The sequence below is a fragment of the Oceanobacillus profundus genome (genome assembly GCF_003515705.1).
GTDB classification, from domain to species: Bacteria; Bacillota; Bacilli; order Bacillales; family Amphibacillaceae; genus Oceanobacillus; species Oceanobacillus profundus.
In genome coordinates this window covers 93,525-114,187 of sequence record NZ_QWEH01000003.1, presented here as the reverse complement: position 1 = coordinate 114,187, position 20,663 = coordinate 93,525, and the positions used below count along the sequence as shown (strand labels likewise).

The window sequence follows — 20,663 nt, the reverse complement described above, 5'->3', positions numbered from 1 at the left end:
ACAGGATGTGTCGGTACTTAGTCAAAGATCTACTGCTCTCGACGTGTCTTTTTTACCGGACTTTTTGACATCCTCTTAAATGATTATGTATACAAGGTTAAAATTGGGAACATGTATGTGTTCCCTATTTTATAACCGTTTTACAAACATTTTTAGACATAATTAGCAAAATAATTATTAATTTTCTATGGAGGTTATTATGACAACAGCACGGTACCGTAGAATTGTGTTAAAATTAAGTGGTGAAGCCTTAAGTGGTGAGCAGGGTTATGGAATTGATCCAAAAACAATCGCGTCCATCGCAGAACAAGTTAAAGAAGTAGCAGAACTAGGTGTTGAGGTTGCTATTGTTGTCGGTGGAGGGAACATTTGGCGTGGTAAAGTAGGAAGCGAAATGGGAATGGATCGTGCTTCAGCTGACTATATGGGAATGTTAGCAACAATAATGAATTCACTCGCATTGCAAGATGGCCTTGAAACGATTGGAATTCAAACAAGAGTGCAAACTTCCATTGAAATGCGCCAAGTTGCGGAACCATACATAAGGAGAAAAGCAATTCGCCATTTAGAGAAAAAGCGTGTTGTCATTTTCGCAGCAGGAACAGGCAATCCTTATTTTTCAACTGATACAACTGCAGCATTAAGAGCTGCTGAAATTGAAGCAGAAGTAATTCTAATGGCTAAAAATAATGTTGACGGTGTGTACACGGATGATCCTAAAACAAATAAGGATGCCAAAAAGTATGAAAGCCTAACATATTTGGAAATGCTTAATGAAGGTCTTGGGGTAATGGACTCCACAGCATCCTCATTATGTATGGATAATGATATCCCATTAATTGTATTCTCTATAACGGAAGAAGGAAATATTAAACGAGTTGTCGAGGGTGAAACCATCGGCACGACAATAAGGGGGAAATAGAATATGTCACAAACAATTCTAAAACAAATGAAAGAAAAGATGGAACAAGCTGTCCAAGCGTTTTCCAAAAATCTAGCATCTGTTCGAGCTGGCAGAGCAAACCCTAGTCTGTTAGACAGTGTTTATGTAGACTATTATGGTGCATCAACTCCATTAAACCAGTTAGCGAATGTCGGAGCTCCGGAAGCAAGACTCTTAACAATCACTCCTTATGACAAAACAGCACTTGCTGATATCGAAAGAGCAATTCAAATTGCCGACCTTGGTTTATCACCATCAAATGATGGAAATATGATTCGTATTAGCATTCCACCACTAACAGAAGAGCGAAGAAAAGACTTAGTTAAAGTTGTTGGGAAATATGCGGAAGAATCACGAGTTCAGATTCGTAACATAAGACGTGATACGAATGATAGCTTGAAAAAAACTGAGAAAAATGGTGAAATCACAGAAGACGATCTACGCGGTCTGCAGGATGATGTTCAAAAATCAACCGATGATCATATTAAACAAATTGATCAGCTTGCAAAAAACAAAGAAAAAGAAATTATGGAAGTTTAACGGTTGTCTGTTAAACGTTTATATCCATTCTTTTCATGGATGTATTATTAAATTTCAGAGTAAGTTGTAAAAGCTCTCTTATTTAAGAGAGCTTTTGTATTCTATCCAAATTATCGGTATAATAAAAAAGTATGATCAAGTTATAATGTAGATTCATCTTGTTGGCACTATGTAATCATTCCTTTTCGTTCGTAATAATTATGTTAAAAGGATTGTATAGATGAACAACATTCGGGGGACAGACTATGTCGATGAAAATTCCTTTTTTTAATAAACAATCAAAAGAAACAGAAATGGCAAACCTAGAAAGCGCTCCGGATCATGTTGCAATTATTATGGATGGAAATGGACGCTGGGCACAAAAACGCGGGCTTCCACGTATAGCAGGGCACAAAGAAGGCGTTAGTACTGTTAATAAAATTGTGAAAGCTGCAGTGAAAGCTAATATTAAAATCCTTACATTATATACGTTTTCCACAGAAAATTGGAAAAGGCCGAAATCGGAAATTGATTTTATTTTGAGACTCCCGAAAGAGTTTCTGCATATTTATTTACCGGGGCTTATTGAAAATAATGTTCGTATTGAAACAATTGGCGATTTTGATGCACTTCCTAAGCATACAAAGGATGCAGTTCAATATGCAAAGGAAAAAACAAAAAATAATGACGGCCTGCTTTTAAACTTTGCTTTGAATTATGGAAGTAGGCTTGAAATTATGCATGCCGTTAAACGTATAATGAGTGATTTAGATTGCTCGAAAATATCGATTGATTCACTGGATGAAAACCTATTTTCAACGTATTTATATACAAATGGTATTTCTGATCCTGACTTGCTTATTCGTACTGGCGGCGAACAAAGACTGAGTAATTTCCTTCTTTGGCAGCTGGCATATACAGAATTCTGGTTTACAGATGATCTTTGGCCAGATTTTAATGAAACAACCTTCTTAAACGCATTGTATGAATATCAGCAGCGAAAAAGACGATATGGAGGTATTTAAGGTGATGAAAGGTTTATGAAGCAACGAACAATAACCGCGTTAATTGCACTAGCCATATTTTTACCCTTCGTCATTTTTGGCGGACTTCCGTTTACAATATTTGTATATGTATTGGCATCTGTAGGGTTAGTGGAATTGATTAGGATGCGCAACATAGGGAGCTATTTTGTACCTTATCTATTAGCTGTATTATTATTATGGCTAATCTTAATACCTAGCTCATCTATCCTACTTACAATAAGTTGGTTTTCTAAATTTGAAATGATTGCATTAATCATTTTATTGTTACTAGCATATACGGTACTAGTTAAAAATCAATTTACATTTGATCAAGTAGGTTTTATTCTTTTAGCCTGCTTTTATGTAGGTCTTGGTTTCTATTATTTACTGGAGACGAGAGATGGAAATCAAGCATTAAGTAATATTCTTTACGCATTTTTCATAATTTGGTCTACTGACACAGGTGCGTATTTATTTGGCAGAGCTTTTGGAAAGCGTAAATTATGGCCAACGATTAGCCCGAATAAAACAATTGAAGGTGCATTAGGTGGGATTGTGCTCGCTTGTACTGTCGCTATCATTTTTCACCTCGTGGAACCATTCCGCCATTCAATGCTAACAGTAGTTGGTGTCACGATTCTTGCTTCCATATTTGGACAAGTTGGTGATCTAGTTGAATCTGCATTGAAACGCAATTATGGAGTTAAAGATTCCGGTAAAATATTACCTGGACACGGTGGTATTTTAGATCGATTTGACAGCATGCTATTTGTTATTCCATTGCTCCATTTTATTCACTTTGTTTAGAATAATTGATAAGGTGACAAGCTTGTTTCACACAAAAACTTGTACAACTTATGAAAAAGAGGTTAAACTTAACTAAAAGTAAGAATATAATTTTATCGGAGTACTAGTTTCATTTCAAATGTGTTCAAAGAAGAGAGGGTGAAAAGAATCGAGGTTGTCTAACATCTCAACGTACTATTGTATGCTGCTATTGGATGTCTAAGCCAGATCTCGATGTTCATTTTCTTCACATTTTTTGAATTTCATTTACTAAAAACAGATTTGCTCCAATAAAGGAAGGTGCTTCTATTGACCACTGTAATTGCATTTATTTTTATGTTTGGATTACTCGTTTTTATCCACGAATGGGGCCATATGATCTTTGCAAAACGAGCAGGTATGCTTGTTCGGGAATTTGCAATTGGATTTGGGCCGAAAATTTTCTCCTTTGTAAGGAATGAAACGTTATACACAATTCGTCTCATTCCGGCGGGTGGCTATGTACGAGTAGCAGGTGAAGATCCTGAAATCATAGAGTTAAAGCCGGGACACCATATCGGGCTTGAATTTAATGATGAAGGTAAGGTAAATAAAATAATCGTCAACAACAAATCCAAACATCCAAATGCCAGAGTGATTGAAGTAGAGCATGTTGATCTTGATCATCGATTGATTATTCAAGGATATGAGATCGGTGATGAAGATGAGAAGCTACACTTTGAAGTTGACCAAAAAGCATTTTTTATTATGGACGAGCGTGAGACACAAATTGCACCATATGATCGTCAATTTGCATCGAAATCTATTGGTCAGCGAGCAATGCAATTGTTTGCAGGACCTATGATGAACTTTATCTTAGCGATTGTTATTTTTATTATCTTAGGAGTTGCACAAGGTACTCCGGTTAATGAAGCAATAATGGGTGAGATACAAGCTGATTCACCAGCTGCAGAAGCAGGATTTCAAGCAGATGATGAAGTGATTCGAATTGGGGAAACTGCAGTTTCTACATGGGAAGAGTTTACTTCAGTCGTAAGAGAAAATCCAGGACAAGAATTAAGCATGGTTGTCCTGCGAGATGGTGCTGAAGAGCAATTAACTGTTGTTCCCAATACAGCTGAAACAGTGGATCAACAAGGAGAACCAATTTCTATTGGTCAAATAGGAGTCCGTCAAGCATTTGAGAAAACAGTTCTTGGAACATTGACATATGGCTTTGAACAAACCTATGAAATAACAAGATTAATCTTAACGAATTTATTGATGCTTGTAACTGGTCAGGTTTCGCTTGATTTACTGTCAGGTCCCGTTGGAATCTATGATGCAACAGATCAAGTTGTACAGACTGGCTTTATGAACCTCTTGTTGTGGACAGCAATGTTAAGTGTTAATCTCGGAATAGTGAACCTAGTTCCTCTGCCTGCCCTTGATGGTGGAAGACTCTTGTTTGTTGGTTTGGAAGCTTTACGCGGAAAACCAATTGCGCCAGAAAAGGAAGGTATCTTCCATTTCGTCGGATTTGCATTATTAATGCTTTTAATGATTGTTGTAACATGGAACGACATTCAACGGTTATTTTTATAAAAGAAAACTTTCGGTTATTGTAGCCAGTTGATGCATGAGAAAATAAATAGGTACGTTACGAAGTGAAAACCCTTGTCTTATTTCTGACAAGGGTTTACATTGTTCCTGTAAGGGTTGTTCAAGATAAGATAAACAACCTATGTAATTGTTTAGCTGGAGGAGGCATAATAAATGGATATATCGAAAAAAGAAAAAATGAGTTTATTATTGAAGCAGCTGCAATTATCCGATGATTACATAGTAGACTATTTTCAAGATAGCTACCTAGATAAATTAGAAGTTTATAAAAATACAAAGACTTGGCATTTTTATATTTGTGTTGCGCGTATCTTACCAATTGATGTATATCAAGTTTTCTCGGTTAAATTGAAGGAGTCGTTCCAGCAGATAGCAAATGTAGAGCTAACAGTGCTGGCAAATGAACAAGCTTGCGATAGTAATACGATTAGTGGTTATTGGAAACACTTTGTTACTTCAATGACGCAAATATCACCTGCTTATAAGGAGCTTGTACAAACTCAGAATCCAGAAGTTAACAATAATAAGATTATGTTAACTGCGAGAAATGATGCGGAAGCAAGTGCGCTCAAACGAAGATTAGAACCAGAGTTTAAAACATTTTGTTCGCGCGTTGGTGCACTTTCCTATAGTCTTGATATCCATGTAAAAGCAGATGCGATGGATATGCAGAAATTTAGAGAACAAAAAGCACTTGAGGATCAGCAGCTTGTTCAAAAGACCGTACAAGAGAAAGTGAAACGGGACAAGCAAAAAGACAGTGAAGATAATGGACCGTTCATGATTGGATATAATATTAAAGACGATGCGATTACGATGGAACAGATTCTGGAAGAGGAGCGTCGTATAACGGTACAAGGTTATATTTTCTCAGCAGAAGTACGCGAATTACGTTCTGGAAGAAGTCTTTTAATTATAAAGGCAACGGACTATACAGATTCATTACAAATAAAAATGTTCTCTAAAAACGATGAGGACGCAGCTAAATTTGCATCTGTTAAGAAAGGGATGTGGGTTAAAGCAAGAGGTAGTATTCAAACAGATATGTATACCAATGAACTTGCAATGATGGCTAATGATATCCATGAGATTAAGGTCGATGAACGGATGGATAATGCACCTGCTGATGCAAAACGAGTTGAACTGCATGCGCATACGACGATGAGTCAAATGGATGCTGTTATTTCTCCAGAAACATTAGTTACACAGGCTGCAAAATGGGGACATCGTGCGGTTGCAATTACAGATCATGCTGGTGTGCAGGGATTCCCTGAAGCACATGCAGCAGGGAAGAAAAATAATATTAAAGTCCTTTATGGTGTTGAAGTGAACCTTGTTGATGATGGTGTGCCGATAGCATATAACGATTCGGACAGAGACTTGGAAAATGATACATTTGTAGTCTTTGATGTTGAAACAACAGGGCTATCAGCTGTTTACGATACCATAATTGAACTTGCAGCAGTGAAAATCCATAAAGGTGAAATTGTTGACCGATTTGAGGCATTTGCAAACCCACACCATCCGTTATCACAAACGACCATCGAATTAACTGGGATAACGGATGATATGGTCAAAGATGCACCAGAAGTCGAAGAGGTTTTAAAGGATTTCCATGCTTGGATGGGAGAAGATATACTCGTTGCCCATAATGCAAGCTTTGATATGGGGTTCTTAAACCAGGGACTGAAACGAATTAATTATGAAAAAGCGGTAAATCCGGTTATGGATACACTGGAGCTTGCTAGATTCCTTCTGCCCGAATTAAAGAATCACCGATTAAATACATTGTGTAAGCATTTGGATATTGAATTAACACAACATCACCGCGCTATCTACGATGCAGAAGCCACTGGTTACCTGCTCTGGAAGCTTGTTCAAAAATTGTTAGAAAAAGATATTCGAAATCACAATCAATTAAATAACCATATGGGAGAGGGTAATGCTTATCAGCGTTCTCGTCCATTTCACGCTACGCTTCTAGCTAAGACACAAGAGGGCCTGAAAAACTTATATAAACTTGTTTCCTATGCACATATTAATTATTTTTATCGAGTACCACGGATACCAAGATCACTTTTACAAAAGTTTCGCGAAGGGCTTATCGTCGGAACAGCATGTGATAAAGGTGAAGTTTTTGAAACAATGATGCAAAAATCTACGGAGGAAGCAGAAGAGGTTGCTGAGTTTTATGATTACATTGAAGTTCAGCCGCCAGCCAATTATGCTCATCTCGTGGAAAAAGATCTTGTGCAAAACGAGTCGCAGATTATTGATATAATTAAAAAGCTTGTTGATTTAGGAAACAGGATGAACAAAAAAGTTGTTGCAACAGGCAATGTGCATTATAGGGACGATCATGATAAATTATACCGGCAAATCTTAATTGCCTCACAGGCTGGTAATCCATTGAACAGACAAACGTTACCAGACACCCCTTTTCGAACAACAAATGATATGTTAGACTGCTTTAAGTTTCTTGGCGAAGAAGTAGCACGTGAAATTGTTGTGACCAATCCAAATGCATTGGCGGATGAGTTAGAGGACTTATCACCTGTGAAAGATGGTTTATTTACACCAACCATTGAGGGTGCAGAACAAGAAATGCGGGACCTCTGCTATACACGAGCGAAGAAAATATATGGGGAGCCTGCACCACAGATTGTAGTCGATCGACTTGAGAAAGAATTGGAAAGTATCATAGGGAATGGGTTCGCGGTTATTTACCTAATCTCCCATAAGCTAGTTAAGAAGTCTTTAGATGATGGCTATCTTGTTGGTTCGAGGGGATCTGTTGGATCGTCCTTTGTTGCAACAATGACAGAAATTACGGAGGTAAATCCACTTCCTGCCCATTATATTTGCGGAGAATGTCATTACAACGAATTTATTACAGATGGTTCTGTTGCAAGTGGATTCGATTTACCAGATAAGAACTGTCCGAAATGTGATACAGCATTGAAAAAAGATGGTCAGGATATACCGTTTGAAACATTCTTAGGATTTAAAGGTGATAAAGTTCCAGATATCGATTTAAACTTCTCCGGTGCATACCAGCCAAGGGCACATAACTATACGAAGGAACTATTCGGAGTCGATAACGTATATCGTGCTGGTACGATTGGTACAATTGCTGAAAAAACGGCCTATGGATATGTAAAAGGTTATGCTTCTGATAAACAGTTAGTTTATAAAAATGCAGAGGTGGACCGTCTTGTACAAGGATGTACTGGTGTAAAACGGACTACTGGACAGCATCCCGGCGGAATTATTGTAGTGCCAGATGACAAAGAAATTTACGATTTTACACCAATTCAATTTCCAGCAGATGATCGTAACAGTGAATGGCGAACAACGCATTTTGATTTCCATTCTATTCATGATAATTTGTTAAAACTAGATATTCTCGGACATGATGATCCAACAGTTATCCGTATGCTGCAAGATTTGAGCGGCATTGATCCAATGACGATTCCGACAGATGATGCTGAAGTAATGAAAATTTTCTCGGGAACAGAGTCACTTGGAGTCACACCACAACAAATTAATTGTAAGACTGGAACCCTCGGGGTACCTGAGTTTGGGACAAAATTTGTTAGGCAAATGCTTGAGGACACGAAGCCAAGTACTTTTGCCGAGTTGCTTATTATCTCAGGTCTATCACATGGTACGGATGTATGGTTGGGCAATGCTCAAGATCTGATTAATGATGGTATTTGTGAATTACCAGATGTTATTGGTTGCCGAGATGATATTATGGTTTATTTAATGCATAAAGGCTTGGAACCATCACTTGCATTTAATATTATGGAGTTTGTTCGTAAAGGAAAGGGACTCAAAGACGAATGGATTACCGAAATGAAGAAGCATAGTGTTCCGGACTGGTATATCGAGTCATGTAAAAAGATTAAATATATGTTCCCGAAAGCTCACGCAGCTGCATATGTACTAATGGCAGTTCGTATCGCGTATTTCAAAGTACACCATCCCATTCTGTTTTATGCTGCTTATTTTACAGTTCGTGCAGATGATTTTGAATTGGATACAATGATTAAAGGGTCTGAAGCAATTCGGAATCGGGTCGATGAGATTGTTGCTAAGGGGAATGATGCTGCACCAAAAGAAAAAAGTTTACTTACTGTATTAGAAATCTCTCTTGAGATGTGTGAGCGTGGTTTCTCATTCCAAAAAGTAGACCTTTATAAATCGAGTGCAACTGACTTTATTGTAGATGGGAACTCTTTACTTCCACCATTTAATGCAGTGGATGGACTAGGAACAAACGCTGCCTTAAATATAGTGAAAGCACGTGAAGAAGGGGAGTTTTTGTCAAAAGAGGATTTAAGAGAAAGAAGTAAAATCTCTAAAACAGTATTAGAATACCTTGATAATCATGGATGTCTTGAAGGAATGGAAGAAAAAAATCAGCTTTCTTTATTTTAGTCGTAAAGCAATGTAGTTATTCTTGCACAAGCTAAGACTTTATGCTATACTATTTTTTGGAAAGTAAGGATACGAACGGTCTAAAGAGTGGGTGCACACCCACTCTTTCTTCATATCTGATTATCCACCTGGACAATTCCCCTCGCCCCAATTTTAGGCAGGGGTTTTATATTGATTTGGATGTACACAGATGAATTTGGGGAAGATAGTTCATAATAAGTAATATAGTTACAGTTAATAAAGGAGGATGGAAATTGAGCTCCCAAGTAATTAAAACGACAGAAGAATTGGTACTCCCTATTGTTGAGGAAAAGGACCTTGAACTAGTAGATATCGAATATGTAAAAGAGGGTAAAAATTGGTTCCTTCGTGTATATATCGATAAAGCTGGCGGTGTTGATATTGCTGAATGCGGAGAAGTCTCTGAACAGTTAAGTGAAAAATTGGATGAAACAGACCCGATTAAAGAAGCATATTTCCTGGAAGTTTCCTCGCCTGGAGTGGAACGTCCGCTTAAAACGACAGAAGACTTTGAAAAAAATATCGGAAAGAATGTATTCGTCAAGTTATACGAGCCTATTGATGGGGAAAAACAATTTGAAGGTATTCTAAAAACCTTCCATGACAATATAGCTACGATTGAATACAAAGTAAAAACGCGTACAAAGCAGGTAGAAATATCATTTGACAAAATAGCAAAAGCTAGATTAGCGGTAACGTTCTAGTAAATGTTAAATAGCTTGTCAGGAAATCATTTACGTACAACGAAGGCTTTCGTTATCAGGCTTGGTAATCGGCCAAGTTTTCAACTAATTTAAAAGGGGGAAAAAACAGGTGAGCAATCAGTTGTTTGATGCGATTGATAATTTAGCAAAGGAAAAAGGAATTGAAAAGGAAATTTTAATGGAAGCATTGGAAGCCGCTTTGATTTCTGCATATAAGAAAAACTTTAAATCTGCTACAAATGTTCGAGTTGAACTTAATGAAGTATCAGGTAAAATGAGTGTTTACGCTAGAAAGACAGTCGTAGAAGAAGTGGAAGATACTCAGCTGGAAATTTCAGTTGACGAAGCAAGAAAAATTGACCCAAATTACGAGGTTGAAGATATTATTGAAGTAGAAGTAACACCGAAGGATTTCGGACGTATTGCTGCCCAAGCTGCAAAGCAAGTTGTTACACAACGAGTTAGGGAAGCAGAGAGAGGCGTCATCTTCTCTGAATATATTGACCGTGAAGAGGATGTTATGACGGGTATTATTCAACGGAAAGACGCACGATTTGTCTATGTTAATCTTGGCAAAATTGAAGCAAAGCTAGCAGAGGCTGAACAAATGCCAACAGAAGAATATCATGTACACGATCGTTTAAAAGTATTCGTTACGAAAGTAGAGAATACAAGCAAGGGACCACAAATTTATATTTCAAGATCACATCCTGGTCTTCTAACACGTTTGTTTGAAATGGAAGTACCAGAGATATTTGATGGAACAGTCGAAGTTAAATCGGTAGCCAGAGAAGCCGGTGACCGCTCTAAAATCTCCGTATATGCCGGTGACCCGGAAGTAGATCCGGTTGGTTCCTGTGTCGGCCAGCGCGGCCAGCGTGTGCAAGCAATTGTTGATGAATTAAAAGGAGAAAAAATCGATATTGTGGAGTGGTCAGAAGATCCAGTTGTCTATGTTTCGAACGCGCTTAGTCCTTCTAAGGTTATTAAAGTATTAGTTAATGAAGAAGAAAAATCTACAACTGTTATTGTACCTGATTACCAACTATCCCTGGCAATTGGGAAACGTGGTCAAAATGCGAGACTCGCTGCTAAGTTGACAGGCTGGAAAATCGACATTAAAAGTGAAACAGAAGCACGAGAAGAAGGTCTATTAAAAACGGAAACAGAAGAATCCTATTCTGACAATAATGAGGATTTGTTTGAATAAGGGGGACTCCAATATGGTGAAGAAAAGAAAAGCACCTGAAAGAAAATGTGTTGTCACTAATGAAACGAAACCGAAAAAGGATCTTATTCGGATTGTCCGAAACAAAGAAGGAGAGGTCTTTGTGGATCCCACTGGAAAGAAAAATGGTCGTGGCGCATACCTTTCGCGTAATTTGGATGTTGTTTTAAAAGCAGAGAAATCAAATATACTGAATCGAACGTTAAATACAGAAGTAAATCCGGCTATTTTCGAAGAACTGAAACAATTAATTGATGGTAAACCCAATGAAAAATAACTATTTAAATATGATTGGTCTTGCTTATCGTGCTGGAAAATGTTCTCTTGGAGAAGAAACGATTCTGAAAGATATTCGCTCCAATCGTGCAAAGCTTGTTATCATAGCTTCGGATATTGGGCCACAGACGAAAAAAAAGCTAACAGACAAATGTAATTACTATGAAGTACCTTATAGAATAGCAGATGATCGAGAAACATTGTCAAATGCTATTGGAAAATCCCACAGAGTGGCGATTGCAATCTTAGATACGGGATTTGCTGCGAAAATAAAATCGTTACTCGGGTAATCAAATTCGGGGGTGAACGTATGAGTAAAATACGTGTATATGAATATGCTAAACAAAATAATACGTCAAGCAAGGAAATAATCAACTATTTAACGAACTTAAATATAGAAGTGTCAAATCACATGTCAACGATTTCAGATGATACAGTTCGAAAATTAGATGAAAAATTCAATGCTAGTAAATCGAAGCAAGCTCAACCAGATGTGAAAAATTCGAAAAACAATCCAGGAAGTAATCAAGCGAAAAAGCACTCTAATCCATCGGCTAAACAAGGGAAAAATCATTCCCAGCCTAAAGGCCAGCAACAAAAGCAACAGCAAACGAATAAAAAGAAACAAAAAGGTCCAAGAAGAGGTAATCAGCCGGTTCAAAATGAACAAAAAGTTGTCATCAAAGAAACACCATCAAAAATTGTCTATAACGATACGCTGACAGTAAGTGAACTTGCATCTAAATTAAATAAAGAAGCTGCAGAAATTATTAAAAAGTTAATGTTTCTTGGCGTCATGGCAACAAAGAACCAGGACTTAGATGATGATGCAATCGAATTAATCTGTGGTGAATATAATGTAGAAGTAGAAAAAGAAATTATTTTAGAAGATACTGATTTTGATAAATATGTTGTGGAAGAAAAAGAAGAGGATCTAATTGAAAGACCAGCCGTTGTAACGATAATGGGTCACGTTGACCATGGAAAAACGACAACACTTGATTCAATCCGCCACACAAAAGTTACAGCAGGAGAAGCTGGTGGGATTACACAGCACATCGGTGCATACCAAGTTGAAACGAATGGGAAGAAAATCACATTCCTTGATACACCAGGTCACGCAGCGTTTACAAGCATGCGTTCCCGTGGAGCACAGGTTACAGATATTGCTATTCTTGTAGTAGCAGCAGATGATGGTGTTATGCCTCAAACTGTAGAAGCAATTAATCACGCAAAAGCTGCAGAGGTTCCAATTATTATTGCGGTAAATAAAATTGATAAAGAAGCGGCTAACCCGGATCGCGTGATGCAAGAGCTAACGGAATATGAATTGGTTCCTGAGGCTTGGGGCGGAGATACAATATTTGTTAATATTTCTGCAAAAAATAATCAAGGTATCGATGATTTACTAGAGATGATTCTACTCGTTGCCGAAGTAGAAGAGTTAAAAGCAAATCCAAAAGCAAATGCCTTTGGTACCGTTATTGATGCGCAATTAGATAAAGGTAGAGGATCTGTATCGACATTACTTGTTCAAAACGGAACTTTACGAGTAGGAGATGCAATTGTTGTTGGAAATACGTATGGACGTGTACGTGCAATGGTAAATGATATCGGTAAGCGTGTGAATGAAGTTGGTCCATCTACACCGGTTGAAATTACGGGACTGCATGATGTGCCACAGGCTGGAGATCAATTCCTTGTGTTTGACGATGAAAAGAAAGCACGTCAAATTGGGGAAGCTCGCCAGCAGCAACATTTGATTGCTAGCCGCGGCGAACAGTCAAAAGTTAGCTTGGATGATTTATTCGAACAAATTAAGCAAGGTGAAATGAAAGACTTGAATATTATTGTAAAAGCAGATGTACAAGGATCTGTTGAAGCACTAGCTTCCTCATTACGTAAAATTGAAGTCGAGGGTGTAAAAATTAAAATCATTCACACAGGTGTAGGGGCTATAACGGAATCCGATATTATTCTTGCATCTGCATCCAATGCAATTGTAATTGGGTTTAATGTTCGACCAGATGTTAATGCGAAAAAAGCAGCAGAATCAGAGAAAGTAGATATCCGTCTGCACCGTGTTATTTATAGTGCGATTGAAGAAATTGAAGCAGCGATGAAAGGTCTACTGGATCCTGAATTCGAAGAAAAAGTTATCGGACAGGCAGAAGTCCGAGAAACGTTTAAGGTTTCTAAAATTGGTACCATTGCAGGAAGCTATGTTACAGACGGTAAAATCACACGAGATGCAAGTGTAAGGATAATCCGTAATGGTGTTGTCCTCTATGAAGGAGAACTACTTGCGTTAAAACGTTTTAAAGACGATGTAAAAGAAGTTGCACAAAACTATGAGTGTGGAATTACAATTAAGAATTTCAATGATATTAAAGAAGGCGATATTATTGAAGCTTTCGTTATGGAGGAAATTGAGCGCAAATGATTGTCTATGCTGAAGTAGAGTGTATCATGTATGATGGGCATTCTCTAAAGGCTAAACGAACGATTATCAAAAAAGTGCTTGCAAAACTACAGAACAATTTTAATGTCGCTGTTACAGAATTGGATTACCATGACCTGTGGCAGCGAACAAAAATTGGTATTGTAACAATTTCTACAGATTATGTTCATGCAGAAAAAGTAATCCACGCTGCTCTTGGGACGATTGATGGATTTACCGAACTTGAACGTACGATTACCAATGTGGAAAGACTTTAAGAGTGAAACCCACTTTAAAGTCTCACGTTATTCTAGAGGTGAATAAAATGGCTGAATTAAGAGCAAACAGAATAGCTGAACAAATGAAAAAAGAATTAAGTGACATTCTAGCAAGAAAGATTAAAGATCCTAGAGTTGGTTTTGTTACAGTAACAGACGTAGAAGTAACGGGTGATCTCCAACAAGCAAAGGCTTTTATTTCTGTATTAGGTGATGAGAAACAAAAACAGGATACTTTGCTTGGTTTAGCAAAAGCAAAGGGATTTATCCGTTCTGAAATTGGTAGTCGCATTCGTCTACGTAAAACACCAGAACTTACATTTGAATTTGATGAAGCATTCGAGTATGGAAATCGAATTGATTCCATTTTAAAAGACTTAAATAAAGAATAATTCTCGAAATCTGACCTGTCCACTTAGAAACAGGTCAGATTTTCCCATATTCGAATACATACAAAGAAGTTAGTGGAGGCTAGTGCAGTGGAAGGCATTTTACCATTATGGAAGCCAAAAGGGTATACATCTCATGATTGTGTTATGAAATGTAGAAGGTATTTTAAAACAAAGAAAGTGGGTCACACAGGTACACTTGATCCAGAAGTGGAAGGCATATTACCAATTTGTATAGGACAAGCTACGAAAATTGTTCCCTTCCTTACGGATACAAAAAAAACGTATATTGCTGAAGTGAAGCTTGGGTTTGCAACAGACACAGAAGATGCGCACGGAAGCATCGTTGATCAAAAAGAAGTAATGGAATTTCCAGCTGAATCGATAATTAATCAGACACTTAAAGATTTTTCAGGTGAAATTACGCAAATCCCACCGATGTATTCTGCTGTAAAAGTGAATGGAAGAAAGCTATACGAGTATGCTCGAGCAAATGAAACAGTAGAACGTCCAAAGCGCAAAGTTACAATTTACGAAATTGAAAGACTGTCAATTGATCCGATAGCTCATACAATTCGTTTAAAAGTAGTTTGTTCTAAAGGAACGTACATTAGAACGCTTTGTGTTGATATTGGGGCAAAGCTTGGATATCCTGCACATATGTCTGCACTTGTCCGAACTAAAACTGGGACATTTTCCGAGAAAAATGCAATTTCATTTGCTATGATAGAAGAGGCGGTTGAACAGAACGAACAGAATCGTTTGTTACACCCAATTATAGACGGACTTTCTCATTTGAATCGGCTATATGTTAATGAGGAGACGAAACGGAAAGTAATGAATGGACAAAAACTAGCTAAACCAAAGGATACTGAGCTCGAAGATCCTTTCGTCGTAATGCATCACAATGAATTATTAGCAATCTATCAACATCATCCTGATAAAGCTGAACAAATAAAACCTGTTCGCGTTTTCAGTGAAAGATCATAAAGTGCAGGTGAAAAAGTATGAGAACAATTGAATTAACCTACCCGCATACATTAGCGTTAGGGGAATTGCCGGAGACAGTTTGTGCAATTGGCTTTTTTGATGGTATTCACCGAGGACATCAACAAGTGATTCAAACAGCTGTCGATGAAGCGAAAGCTAGAAATATGGAAAGTGCTGTTATTACATTTCATCCACATCCGTCAGTCGTTTTAAAAAAGGGGACAGAGCGTGTACAATATATTACCCCGATGAAGGAAAAGCAGGAGTTATTGCAAAAGCTTCAGGTGGATCGGGTATATATTATTCAATTTAATCAAGAGCTATCAAAATTATCACCACAAGCTTTTATTGACCATTTTATTATAGGACTTAATATAAAACACCTAGTAGGTGGTTTTGATTATTCATTTGGTCATAAAGGGCAAGGTAATATGGAAAATATTGAAGAGTTTACTCGTGGACAATTCAGTTATACAATAATTGATAAAATAATATCCAATGATGAAAAGGTAAGCTCTACAAGAATCCGTAAATTACTGCAAAATGGGTTAGTAGATGAGGCAAATCATTTACTAGGCCACCCGCTGAAATTTAGTGGAATTGTGATTAAAGGGGCCCAAAGAGGACGAGAGCTAGGTTATCCTACAGCCAATTTGGAACTGCACGCAGAAGTGTTGCTGCCAAAACCCGGAATCTATGCTGTTTGTGTCATGTATAAGAATGAAGTATATGAAGGCATGGCGAGTATTGGTACGAACCCGACTTTTACAGCTGACAGGAAAGATTTATCAGTCGAGGTTAATATTTTCGATTATAGCAATGATCTATATGGCGAAGAATTACAGGTTGAATGGCATAAATATATTCGAGAAGAAGTGAAATTTGATAATGCTGAAGCATTAATTGCGCAGATAGAGCTAGACGAGAAGAATATTCGTGACTATTTTTCGGACTAATATTTATGAAAGAAACTAGCTTGAACACTTGATTTTTTCTTGCGGAAGCGTTATGCTTAGTAAGGTAAAACCATCCCTTGGCAAATCGTAACTCCGACGTTTGCTAGGAGACTGGGGTTATTATATTTTATTAGGAGGTGCGCCAAATGGCTATCACACAAGAACGTAAGAACGAGATTATTAATGAATACAAAGTTCACGAAACAGATACTGGTTCTCCAGAAGTACAAATTGCTGTACTAACGGAAGATATCAATGCGCTGAACGAACATTTACGTGTTCACAAAAAGGATCATCATTCACGTCGTGGTCTTTTGAAAATGGTTGGTAAACGTCGTAACTTGCTTACTTATCTACGTAACAAAGACGTTACTCGTTACCGTGAATTAATTAAAAAACTTGGCTTACGCCGATAATTTTAAAAAGCAGGAGAAATCCTGCTTTTTCTATTCATTCAAAGTTGTATTTTTACATGTCAAGCTACATGAATAGTAATAGTATATGTATAATAGGGTTTGGTTATATTTCTTAATTTACCTATTATTGACTATTTAGATTACATAAAGCTAAACATAGTATAAATAGGGATTCTTCTAGTATATCAAGTGCTTTCTCGCATTTGATTCCTTAACATCTTTAGTTTATTCTAAAGGAGGAAACCTATTTATAGGATGATATCTATTAATAATGCTTATAAGGAAAGTTGTATTGAAAGGAGCACTACGACTAATGGCTGAAGAAAAACAAGTCTTCTCTACTGAAATTTCTGGTAAGAAATTCACAGTAGAAATTGGAGAACTAGCAAAGCAAGCGAATGGTGCATGTATGGTTCATTATGGCGATACTTCGGTACTAGCTGTTGCCACTGCATCGAAAGAACCTAAGGATTTACCTTTTTTCCCTTTAACCGTTAACTATGAAGAACGATTATATGCGGTAGGTAAAATTCCAGGAGGATTTATTAAACGTGAGGGACGTCCGAGCGAGAAGGCAATCTTAGCATCTCGTTTAATTGACCGTCCAATTCGTCCACTTTTCCCAGATGGCTTCAGAAATGAAGTTCAAGTGATCAGTACAGTTATGAGTGTGGATCAAGATTGTTCATCTGAAATTGCAGCAATGGTTGGATCATCGATTGCACTAAGCGTTTCGAATATCCCGTTTGCTGAACCAATTGCAGGTGTTCATGTAGGTAGAGTAAATGGTGAATTTATTATTAATCCAACTGTTGAGCAAGAAGCGCAGAGCGACATTGAATTAACGGTTGCAGGTACAAAAGATGCGATCAACATGGTAGAGGCTGGGGCAAATGAAGTACCGGAAGAAGTAATGCTAGAGGCGATCATGTTTGGTCATGAGGAGATTAAACGTCTTGTTGCATTTCAAGAGCAAATCGTTAAAGCTGCTGGCGTAGAAAAATCAGAGATTACCTTATTTGAACTAGATGAAGCTCTGCAAGCCAAAATTGAAGCAGATGCAAAGGATAAGCTAATTGCTGCAATTCAAGTACAAGAAAAGCATGCAAGAGAAGATGCCATTAACGAAGTAAAACAAGAGGTGTTAGCGGCATATGAAGAGGCTGAGCCTGAGGAAATTAAACAGGTGAAGAACATTTTAGATAAAATGGTAAAGGAAGAAGTGCGTAGACTGATTACGAAAGAAAAAGTTCGTCCAGACGGTCGTAAGCCAGATGAAATTCGTCCGCTTTCTTCACGTATTCATGTCCTTCCAAGAACGCATGGTTCAGGATTGTTTACACGTGGACAAACCCAAGCGCTTAGTATTTGTACATTAGGAGCTTTAGGTGACGTACAAATCTTAGATGGTTTAGATCTAGAAGAGACGAAACGCTTTATGCATCATTATAACTTCCCACAATACAGCGTTGGAGAAACTGGCCCAATTAGAGGACCTGGTCGTCGTGAAATAGGTCATGGTGCATTAGGTGAACGAGCACTTGAAAAAGTTGTTCCTTCAGATAAAGATTTCCCTTATACGATTCGTCTCGTATCCGAGGTTTTAGAATCGAATGGTTCTACTTCCCAAGCAAGTATTTGTGCTAGTACGTTAGCGATGATGGATGCCGGTGTACCAATTAAGGCACCAGTTGCTGGAATTGCAATGGGACTTGTTAAATCAGGAGAAGACTACACAATTTTGACAGATATCCAAGGAATGGAAGACGCTTTGGGGGATATGGACTTTAAAGTTGCCGGAACAGCAGAAGGAATTACAGCATTGCAAATGGATATTAAAATTGAAGGCTTATCTAGAGAAATTTTAGAAGAAGCATTAACCCAAGCTAAAAAAGGACGTCTGCAAATTTTAGATTCCATGCTTGCTACAATCGGTGAACCAAAAACAGAGCTCTCTGAATTCGCGCCGAAAATTTTAACCATGTCTATTAACCCGAATAAAATCCGTGATGTTATTGGACCAAGCGGTAAGCAGATTAATCAAATTATTGATGAAACTGGTGTTAAAATTGATATCGAGCAAGACGGTAGTGTATTCATTTCATCTATAGATGCTTCTATGAATGAAAAAGCGAAAAAAATCATTGAAGATCTTGTTCGTGAGGTAGAAGTAGGTCAAATGTATTTAGGTACAGTTAAACGTATTGAAAAATTTGGTGCCTTTGTAGAGCTATTTAAAGGTAAAGATGGATTAGTCCATATATCTGAACTAGCGGAAGAACGTACCAATAAAGTCGAAGACGCCGTATCGATTGGTGATCAGATTATGGTAAAAGTAAAAGAAATTGATCGCCAAGGTCGAGTAAATCTTTCCCGTAAAGCTGTACTGCTAGAAGAAAAGGAAAGAGCAGAAAAAGCAAAATAAAGATAATTGTAAAAGAAGGAAGCTGAGATTTCAGTTTCTTTTTTTATATTCTAGCATTATTATTTGATGGATAGTGGTTAAACTAATAAGTACCTCACCACGTTAAGTGTACGCAAAAATAATGGCGATATGCTTCTTTCTATTTAAGAGTTCGCTTTTTCGAGATTTATTTTTTCATACTTGTCCCACTTTTGCATAGAAATGTAAGGGGAGGGGTGTCTATGAGAAGCTATCGTAAATATGTAAATCTTTGTGTCTTTTTATTAATTTTAGCGACAGCATTTCAAGTCGATTATAATCCATTTACTATAAATTTAGCTGCAATGGGATCTCAAGTGATTAACCAAAAAGATGCTTTATACCAGGAAATACAAGAAAAGAAAGAATTATATTCAGTGAAGCCACAAGATGCTTATATTGATCGAGTTTGGAAAAAAACTGCAGGTCGAAATGGTTTAGAAGTAAACATCGAAAAATCTTATGAAAAGATGAAAGAAACTGGAATATTCGATGAGTCAAAGCTCGTATTTGATCAAATATCTCCAGAAGTTAGCCTTATGGATCTCGATGGCTCGCCTATATATCGTGGTCATCCAGAGAAGGATATGGTGGCCTTTTTCATAAATGTGTCTTGGGGTGAAGAGCATATACCGGAAATGCTTCGCATATTGAAGGAAAATCAAGTTAAGGCTACTTTTTTTATTGAAGGTAAATGGGCACAACAGAATTCAGAAATCGTAAAGATGATAGATGAACAAGGTCATGTCATTGGTAACCATGCTTATAATCATCCTGATATGGCTAGACTTTCTAATCAAGCGATGATTGATCAAATAAGTCAAACAAACCAGATTCTAACTGCTATTACTGGTAAGAAGGCAAAATGGTTTGCCCCGCCTAGTGGAAGTTATAATGACCAAGTTGTCTATTCTGCAGAAGATTTAAATATGGAAACGATTCTCTGGACAGTGGATACGATTGATTGGAAGAATCCGTCAGTTTCTGTTATGATTAACCGGGTGAAGGATAAAATTCACCCTGGTGCTACAATATTGATGCACCCTACACCTGCCACAGCAAATGGATTAGAACAGCTAATTCAATTAGTAAGAGAAAGTGGTTACAGATTAGGAACAATTGACATGCTGCTTAGTGAAGAAAGGTAAGGCGTTGGTTTTCACGTTTTGGTGCTTAAACAGGGAAATGCCAAAGCGATAAATTA

General features: G+C 37.5%; 18 protein-coding genes. All 18 read left to right on the top strand.

Going from position 1 to position 20,663, the window contains the following annotated elements; translation table 11 throughout:
* The first annotated feature begins 199 nt into the window (after positions 1-199).
* The 18 genes from pyrH (at position 200) to D1B32_RS06030 (ending at position 20,607) form a co-directional block, all read left to right on the top strand.
* Positions 200-922 (top strand): UMP kinase, encoded by a 723-nt coding sequence (gene pyrH / locus D1B32_RS06115; RefSeq protein WP_095308683.1) that lies wholly within the window; start codon positions 200-202, stop codon positions 920-922.
* 3 nt (positions 923-925) lie between these two features.
* On the top strand, positions 926-1,483 hold the full coding sequence (gene frr / locus D1B32_RS06110) for a ribosome recycling factor (protein WP_095308685.1): 558 nt from the start codon (positions 926-928) through the stop codon (positions 1,481-1,483).
* A 245-nt stretch (positions 1,484-1,728) separates the two neighbouring features.
* The gene (locus tag D1B32_RS06105) at positions 1,729-2,487 is read left to right on the top strand and encodes an undecaprenyl pyrophosphate synthase (RefSeq protein ID WP_095308687.1); all 759 of its coding nucleotides are present in this window, start codon (positions 1,729-1,731) and stop codon (positions 2,485-2,487) included.
* Between the two features lie 15 nt (positions 2,488-2,502).
* Positions 2,503-3,294: a phosphatidate cytidylyltransferase gene (locus D1B32_RS06100; protein WP_095308689.1), complete on the top strand. Its 792-nt coding sequence runs from the start codon at positions 2,503-2,505 to the stop codon at positions 3,292-3,294.
* 288 nt (positions 3,295-3,582) lie between these two features.
* Positions 3,583-4,857: an RIP metalloprotease RseP gene (gene rseP / locus D1B32_RS06095; protein WP_118888914.1), complete on the top strand. Its 1,275-nt coding sequence runs from the start codon at positions 3,583-3,585 to the stop codon at positions 4,855-4,857.
* A gap of 171 nt (positions 4,858-5,028) precedes the next feature.
* Positions 5,029-9,318: a PolC-type DNA polymerase III gene (locus tag D1B32_RS06090; protein ID WP_095308693.1), complete on the top strand. Its 4,290-nt coding sequence runs from the start codon at positions 5,029-5,031 to the stop codon at positions 9,316-9,318.
* A 254-nt stretch (positions 9,319-9,572) separates the two neighbouring features.
* Positions 9,573-10,043, top strand: coding sequence for a ribosome maturation factor RimP (gene rimP, locus D1B32_RS06085; protein WP_095308696.1), 471 nt, complete (start codon positions 9,573-9,575; stop codon positions 10,041-10,043).
* Positions 10,044-10,152: 109 nt separating this feature from the next.
* Complete coding sequence (nusA, locus tag D1B32_RS06080) at positions 10,153-11,253, top strand: transcription termination factor NusA (RefSeq protein WP_095308698.1); 1,101 nt, start codon at positions 10,153-10,155, stop codon at positions 11,251-11,253.
* A gap of 13 nt (positions 11,254-11,266) precedes the next feature.
* Positions 11,267-11,548: an RNase P modulator RnpM gene (rnpM, locus tag D1B32_RS06075; RefSeq protein ID WP_095308700.1), complete on the top strand. Its 282-nt coding sequence runs from the start codon at positions 11,267-11,269 to the stop codon at positions 11,546-11,548.
* A complete protein-coding gene (locus tag D1B32_RS06070) occupies positions 11,538-11,837 on the top strand; it encodes a L7Ae/L30e/S12e/Gadd45 family ribosomal protein (RefSeq protein ID WP_095308702.1) in 300 nt (99 codons plus the stop codon). The genes rnpM and D1B32_RS06070 overlap by 11 nt, the downstream gene beginning before the upstream one ends.
* 20 nt (positions 11,838-11,857) lie before the next feature.
* Positions 11,858-13,990, top strand: a complete 2,133-nt coding sequence (gene infB, locus D1B32_RS06065; RefSeq protein WP_095308704.1) for a translation initiation factor IF-2 — start codon at positions 11,858-11,860, stop codon at positions 13,988-13,990.
* A complete protein-coding gene (locus D1B32_RS06060) occupies positions 13,987-14,265 on the top strand; it encodes a DUF503 domain-containing protein (protein ID WP_095308706.1) in 279 nt (92 codons plus the stop codon). The genes infB and D1B32_RS06060 overlap by 4 nt, the downstream gene beginning before the upstream one ends.
* A 47-nt stretch (positions 14,266-14,312) precedes the next feature.
* Positions 14,313-14,657 carry a 30S ribosome-binding factor RbfA gene (gene rbfA, locus D1B32_RS06055; protein WP_095308708.1) on the top strand — a complete coding sequence of 115 codons (345 nt, stop codon included), beginning with the start codon at positions 14,313-14,315 and terminating at the stop codon, positions 14,655-14,657.
* 87 nt (positions 14,658-14,744) lie between these two features.
* The gene (gene truB / locus D1B32_RS06050; RefSeq protein ID WP_095308710.1) at positions 14,745-15,644 is read left to right on the top strand and encodes a tRNA pseudouridine(55) synthase TruB; all 900 of its coding nucleotides are present in this window, start codon (positions 14,745-14,747) and stop codon (positions 15,642-15,644) included.
* A gap of 17 nt (positions 15,645-15,661) precedes the next feature.
* Positions 15,662-16,600, top strand: coding sequence for a bifunctional riboflavin kinase/FAD synthetase (locus tag D1B32_RS06045; RefSeq protein ID WP_095308712.1), 939 nt, complete (start codon positions 15,662-15,664; stop codon positions 16,598-16,600).
* Positions 16,601-16,746: 146 nt separating this feature from the next.
* Positions 16,747-17,016 (top strand): 30S ribosomal protein S15, encoded by a 270-nt coding sequence (gene rpsO / locus D1B32_RS06040; RefSeq protein ID WP_067730023.1) that lies wholly within the window; start codon positions 16,747-16,749, stop codon positions 17,014-17,016.
* A gap of 313 nt (positions 17,017-17,329) precedes the next feature.
* Positions 17,330-19,441 carry a polyribonucleotide nucleotidyltransferase gene (locus D1B32_RS06035; RefSeq protein WP_095308744.1) on the top strand — a complete coding sequence of 704 codons (2,112 nt, stop codon included), beginning with the start codon at positions 17,330-17,332 and terminating at the stop codon, positions 19,439-19,441.
* 221 nt (positions 19,442-19,662) lie between these two features.
* Positions 19,663-20,607: a polysaccharide deacetylase family protein gene (locus D1B32_RS06030; RefSeq protein WP_095308714.1), complete on the top strand. Its 945-nt coding sequence runs from the start codon at positions 19,663-19,665 to the stop codon at positions 20,605-20,607.
* The last annotated feature ends 56 nt before the right edge of the window (positions 20,608-20,663 follow it).

Excerpts from the sequence above, each read along its gene's own strand:
- pyrH (WP_095308683.1), top strand. The coding sequence starts at position 200 with ATGACAACAGCACGGTACCGTAGAATTGTGTTAAAATTAAGTGGTGAA.
- frr (WP_095308685.1), top strand. The coding sequence starts at position 926 with ATGTCACAAACAATTCTAAAACAAATGAAAGAAAAGATGGAACAAGCT.
- D1B32_RS06105 (WP_095308687.1), top strand. The coding sequence starts at position 1,729 with ATGTCGATGAAAATTCCTTTTTTTAATAAACAATCAAAAGAAACAGAA.
- D1B32_RS06100 (WP_095308689.1), top strand. The coding sequence starts at position 2,503 with ATGAAGCAACGAACAATAACCGCGTTAATTGCACTAGCCATATTTTTA.
- D1B32_RS06090 (WP_095308693.1), top strand. The coding sequence starts at position 5,029 with ATGGATATATCGAAAAAAGAAAAAATGAGTTTATTATTGAAGCAGCTG.
- rnpM (WP_095308700.1), top strand. The coding sequence starts at position 11,267 with ATGGTGAAGAAAAGAAAAGCACCTGAAAGAAAATGTGTTGTCACTAAT.
- D1B32_RS06070 (WP_095308702.1), top strand. The coding sequence starts at position 11,538 with ATGAAAAATAACTATTTAAATATGATTGGTCTTGCTTATCGTGCTGGA.
- infB (WP_095308704.1), top strand. The coding sequence starts at position 11,858 with ATGAGTAAAATACGTGTATATGAATATGCTAAACAAAATAATACGTCA.
- D1B32_RS06060 (WP_095308706.1), top strand. The coding sequence starts at position 13,987 with ATGATTGTCTATGCTGAAGTAGAGTGTATCATGTATGATGGGCATTCT.
- rbfA (WP_095308708.1), top strand. The coding sequence starts at position 14,313 with ATGGCTGAATTAAGAGCAAACAGAATAGCTGAACAAATGAAAAAAGAA.
- D1B32_RS06045 (WP_095308712.1), top strand. The coding sequence starts at position 15,662 with ATGAGAACAATTGAATTAACCTACCCGCATACATTAGCGTTAGGGGAA.
- rpsO (WP_067730023.1), top strand. The coding sequence starts at position 16,747 with ATGGCTATCACACAAGAACGTAAGAACGAGATTATTAATGAATACAAA.
- D1B32_RS06035 (WP_095308744.1), top strand. The coding sequence starts at position 17,330 with ATGGCTGAAGAAAAACAAGTCTTCTCTACTGAAATTTCTGGTAAGAAA.
- D1B32_RS06030 (WP_095308714.1), top strand. The coding sequence starts at position 19,663 with ATGAGAAGCTATCGTAAATATGTAAATCTTTGTGTCTTTTTATTAATT.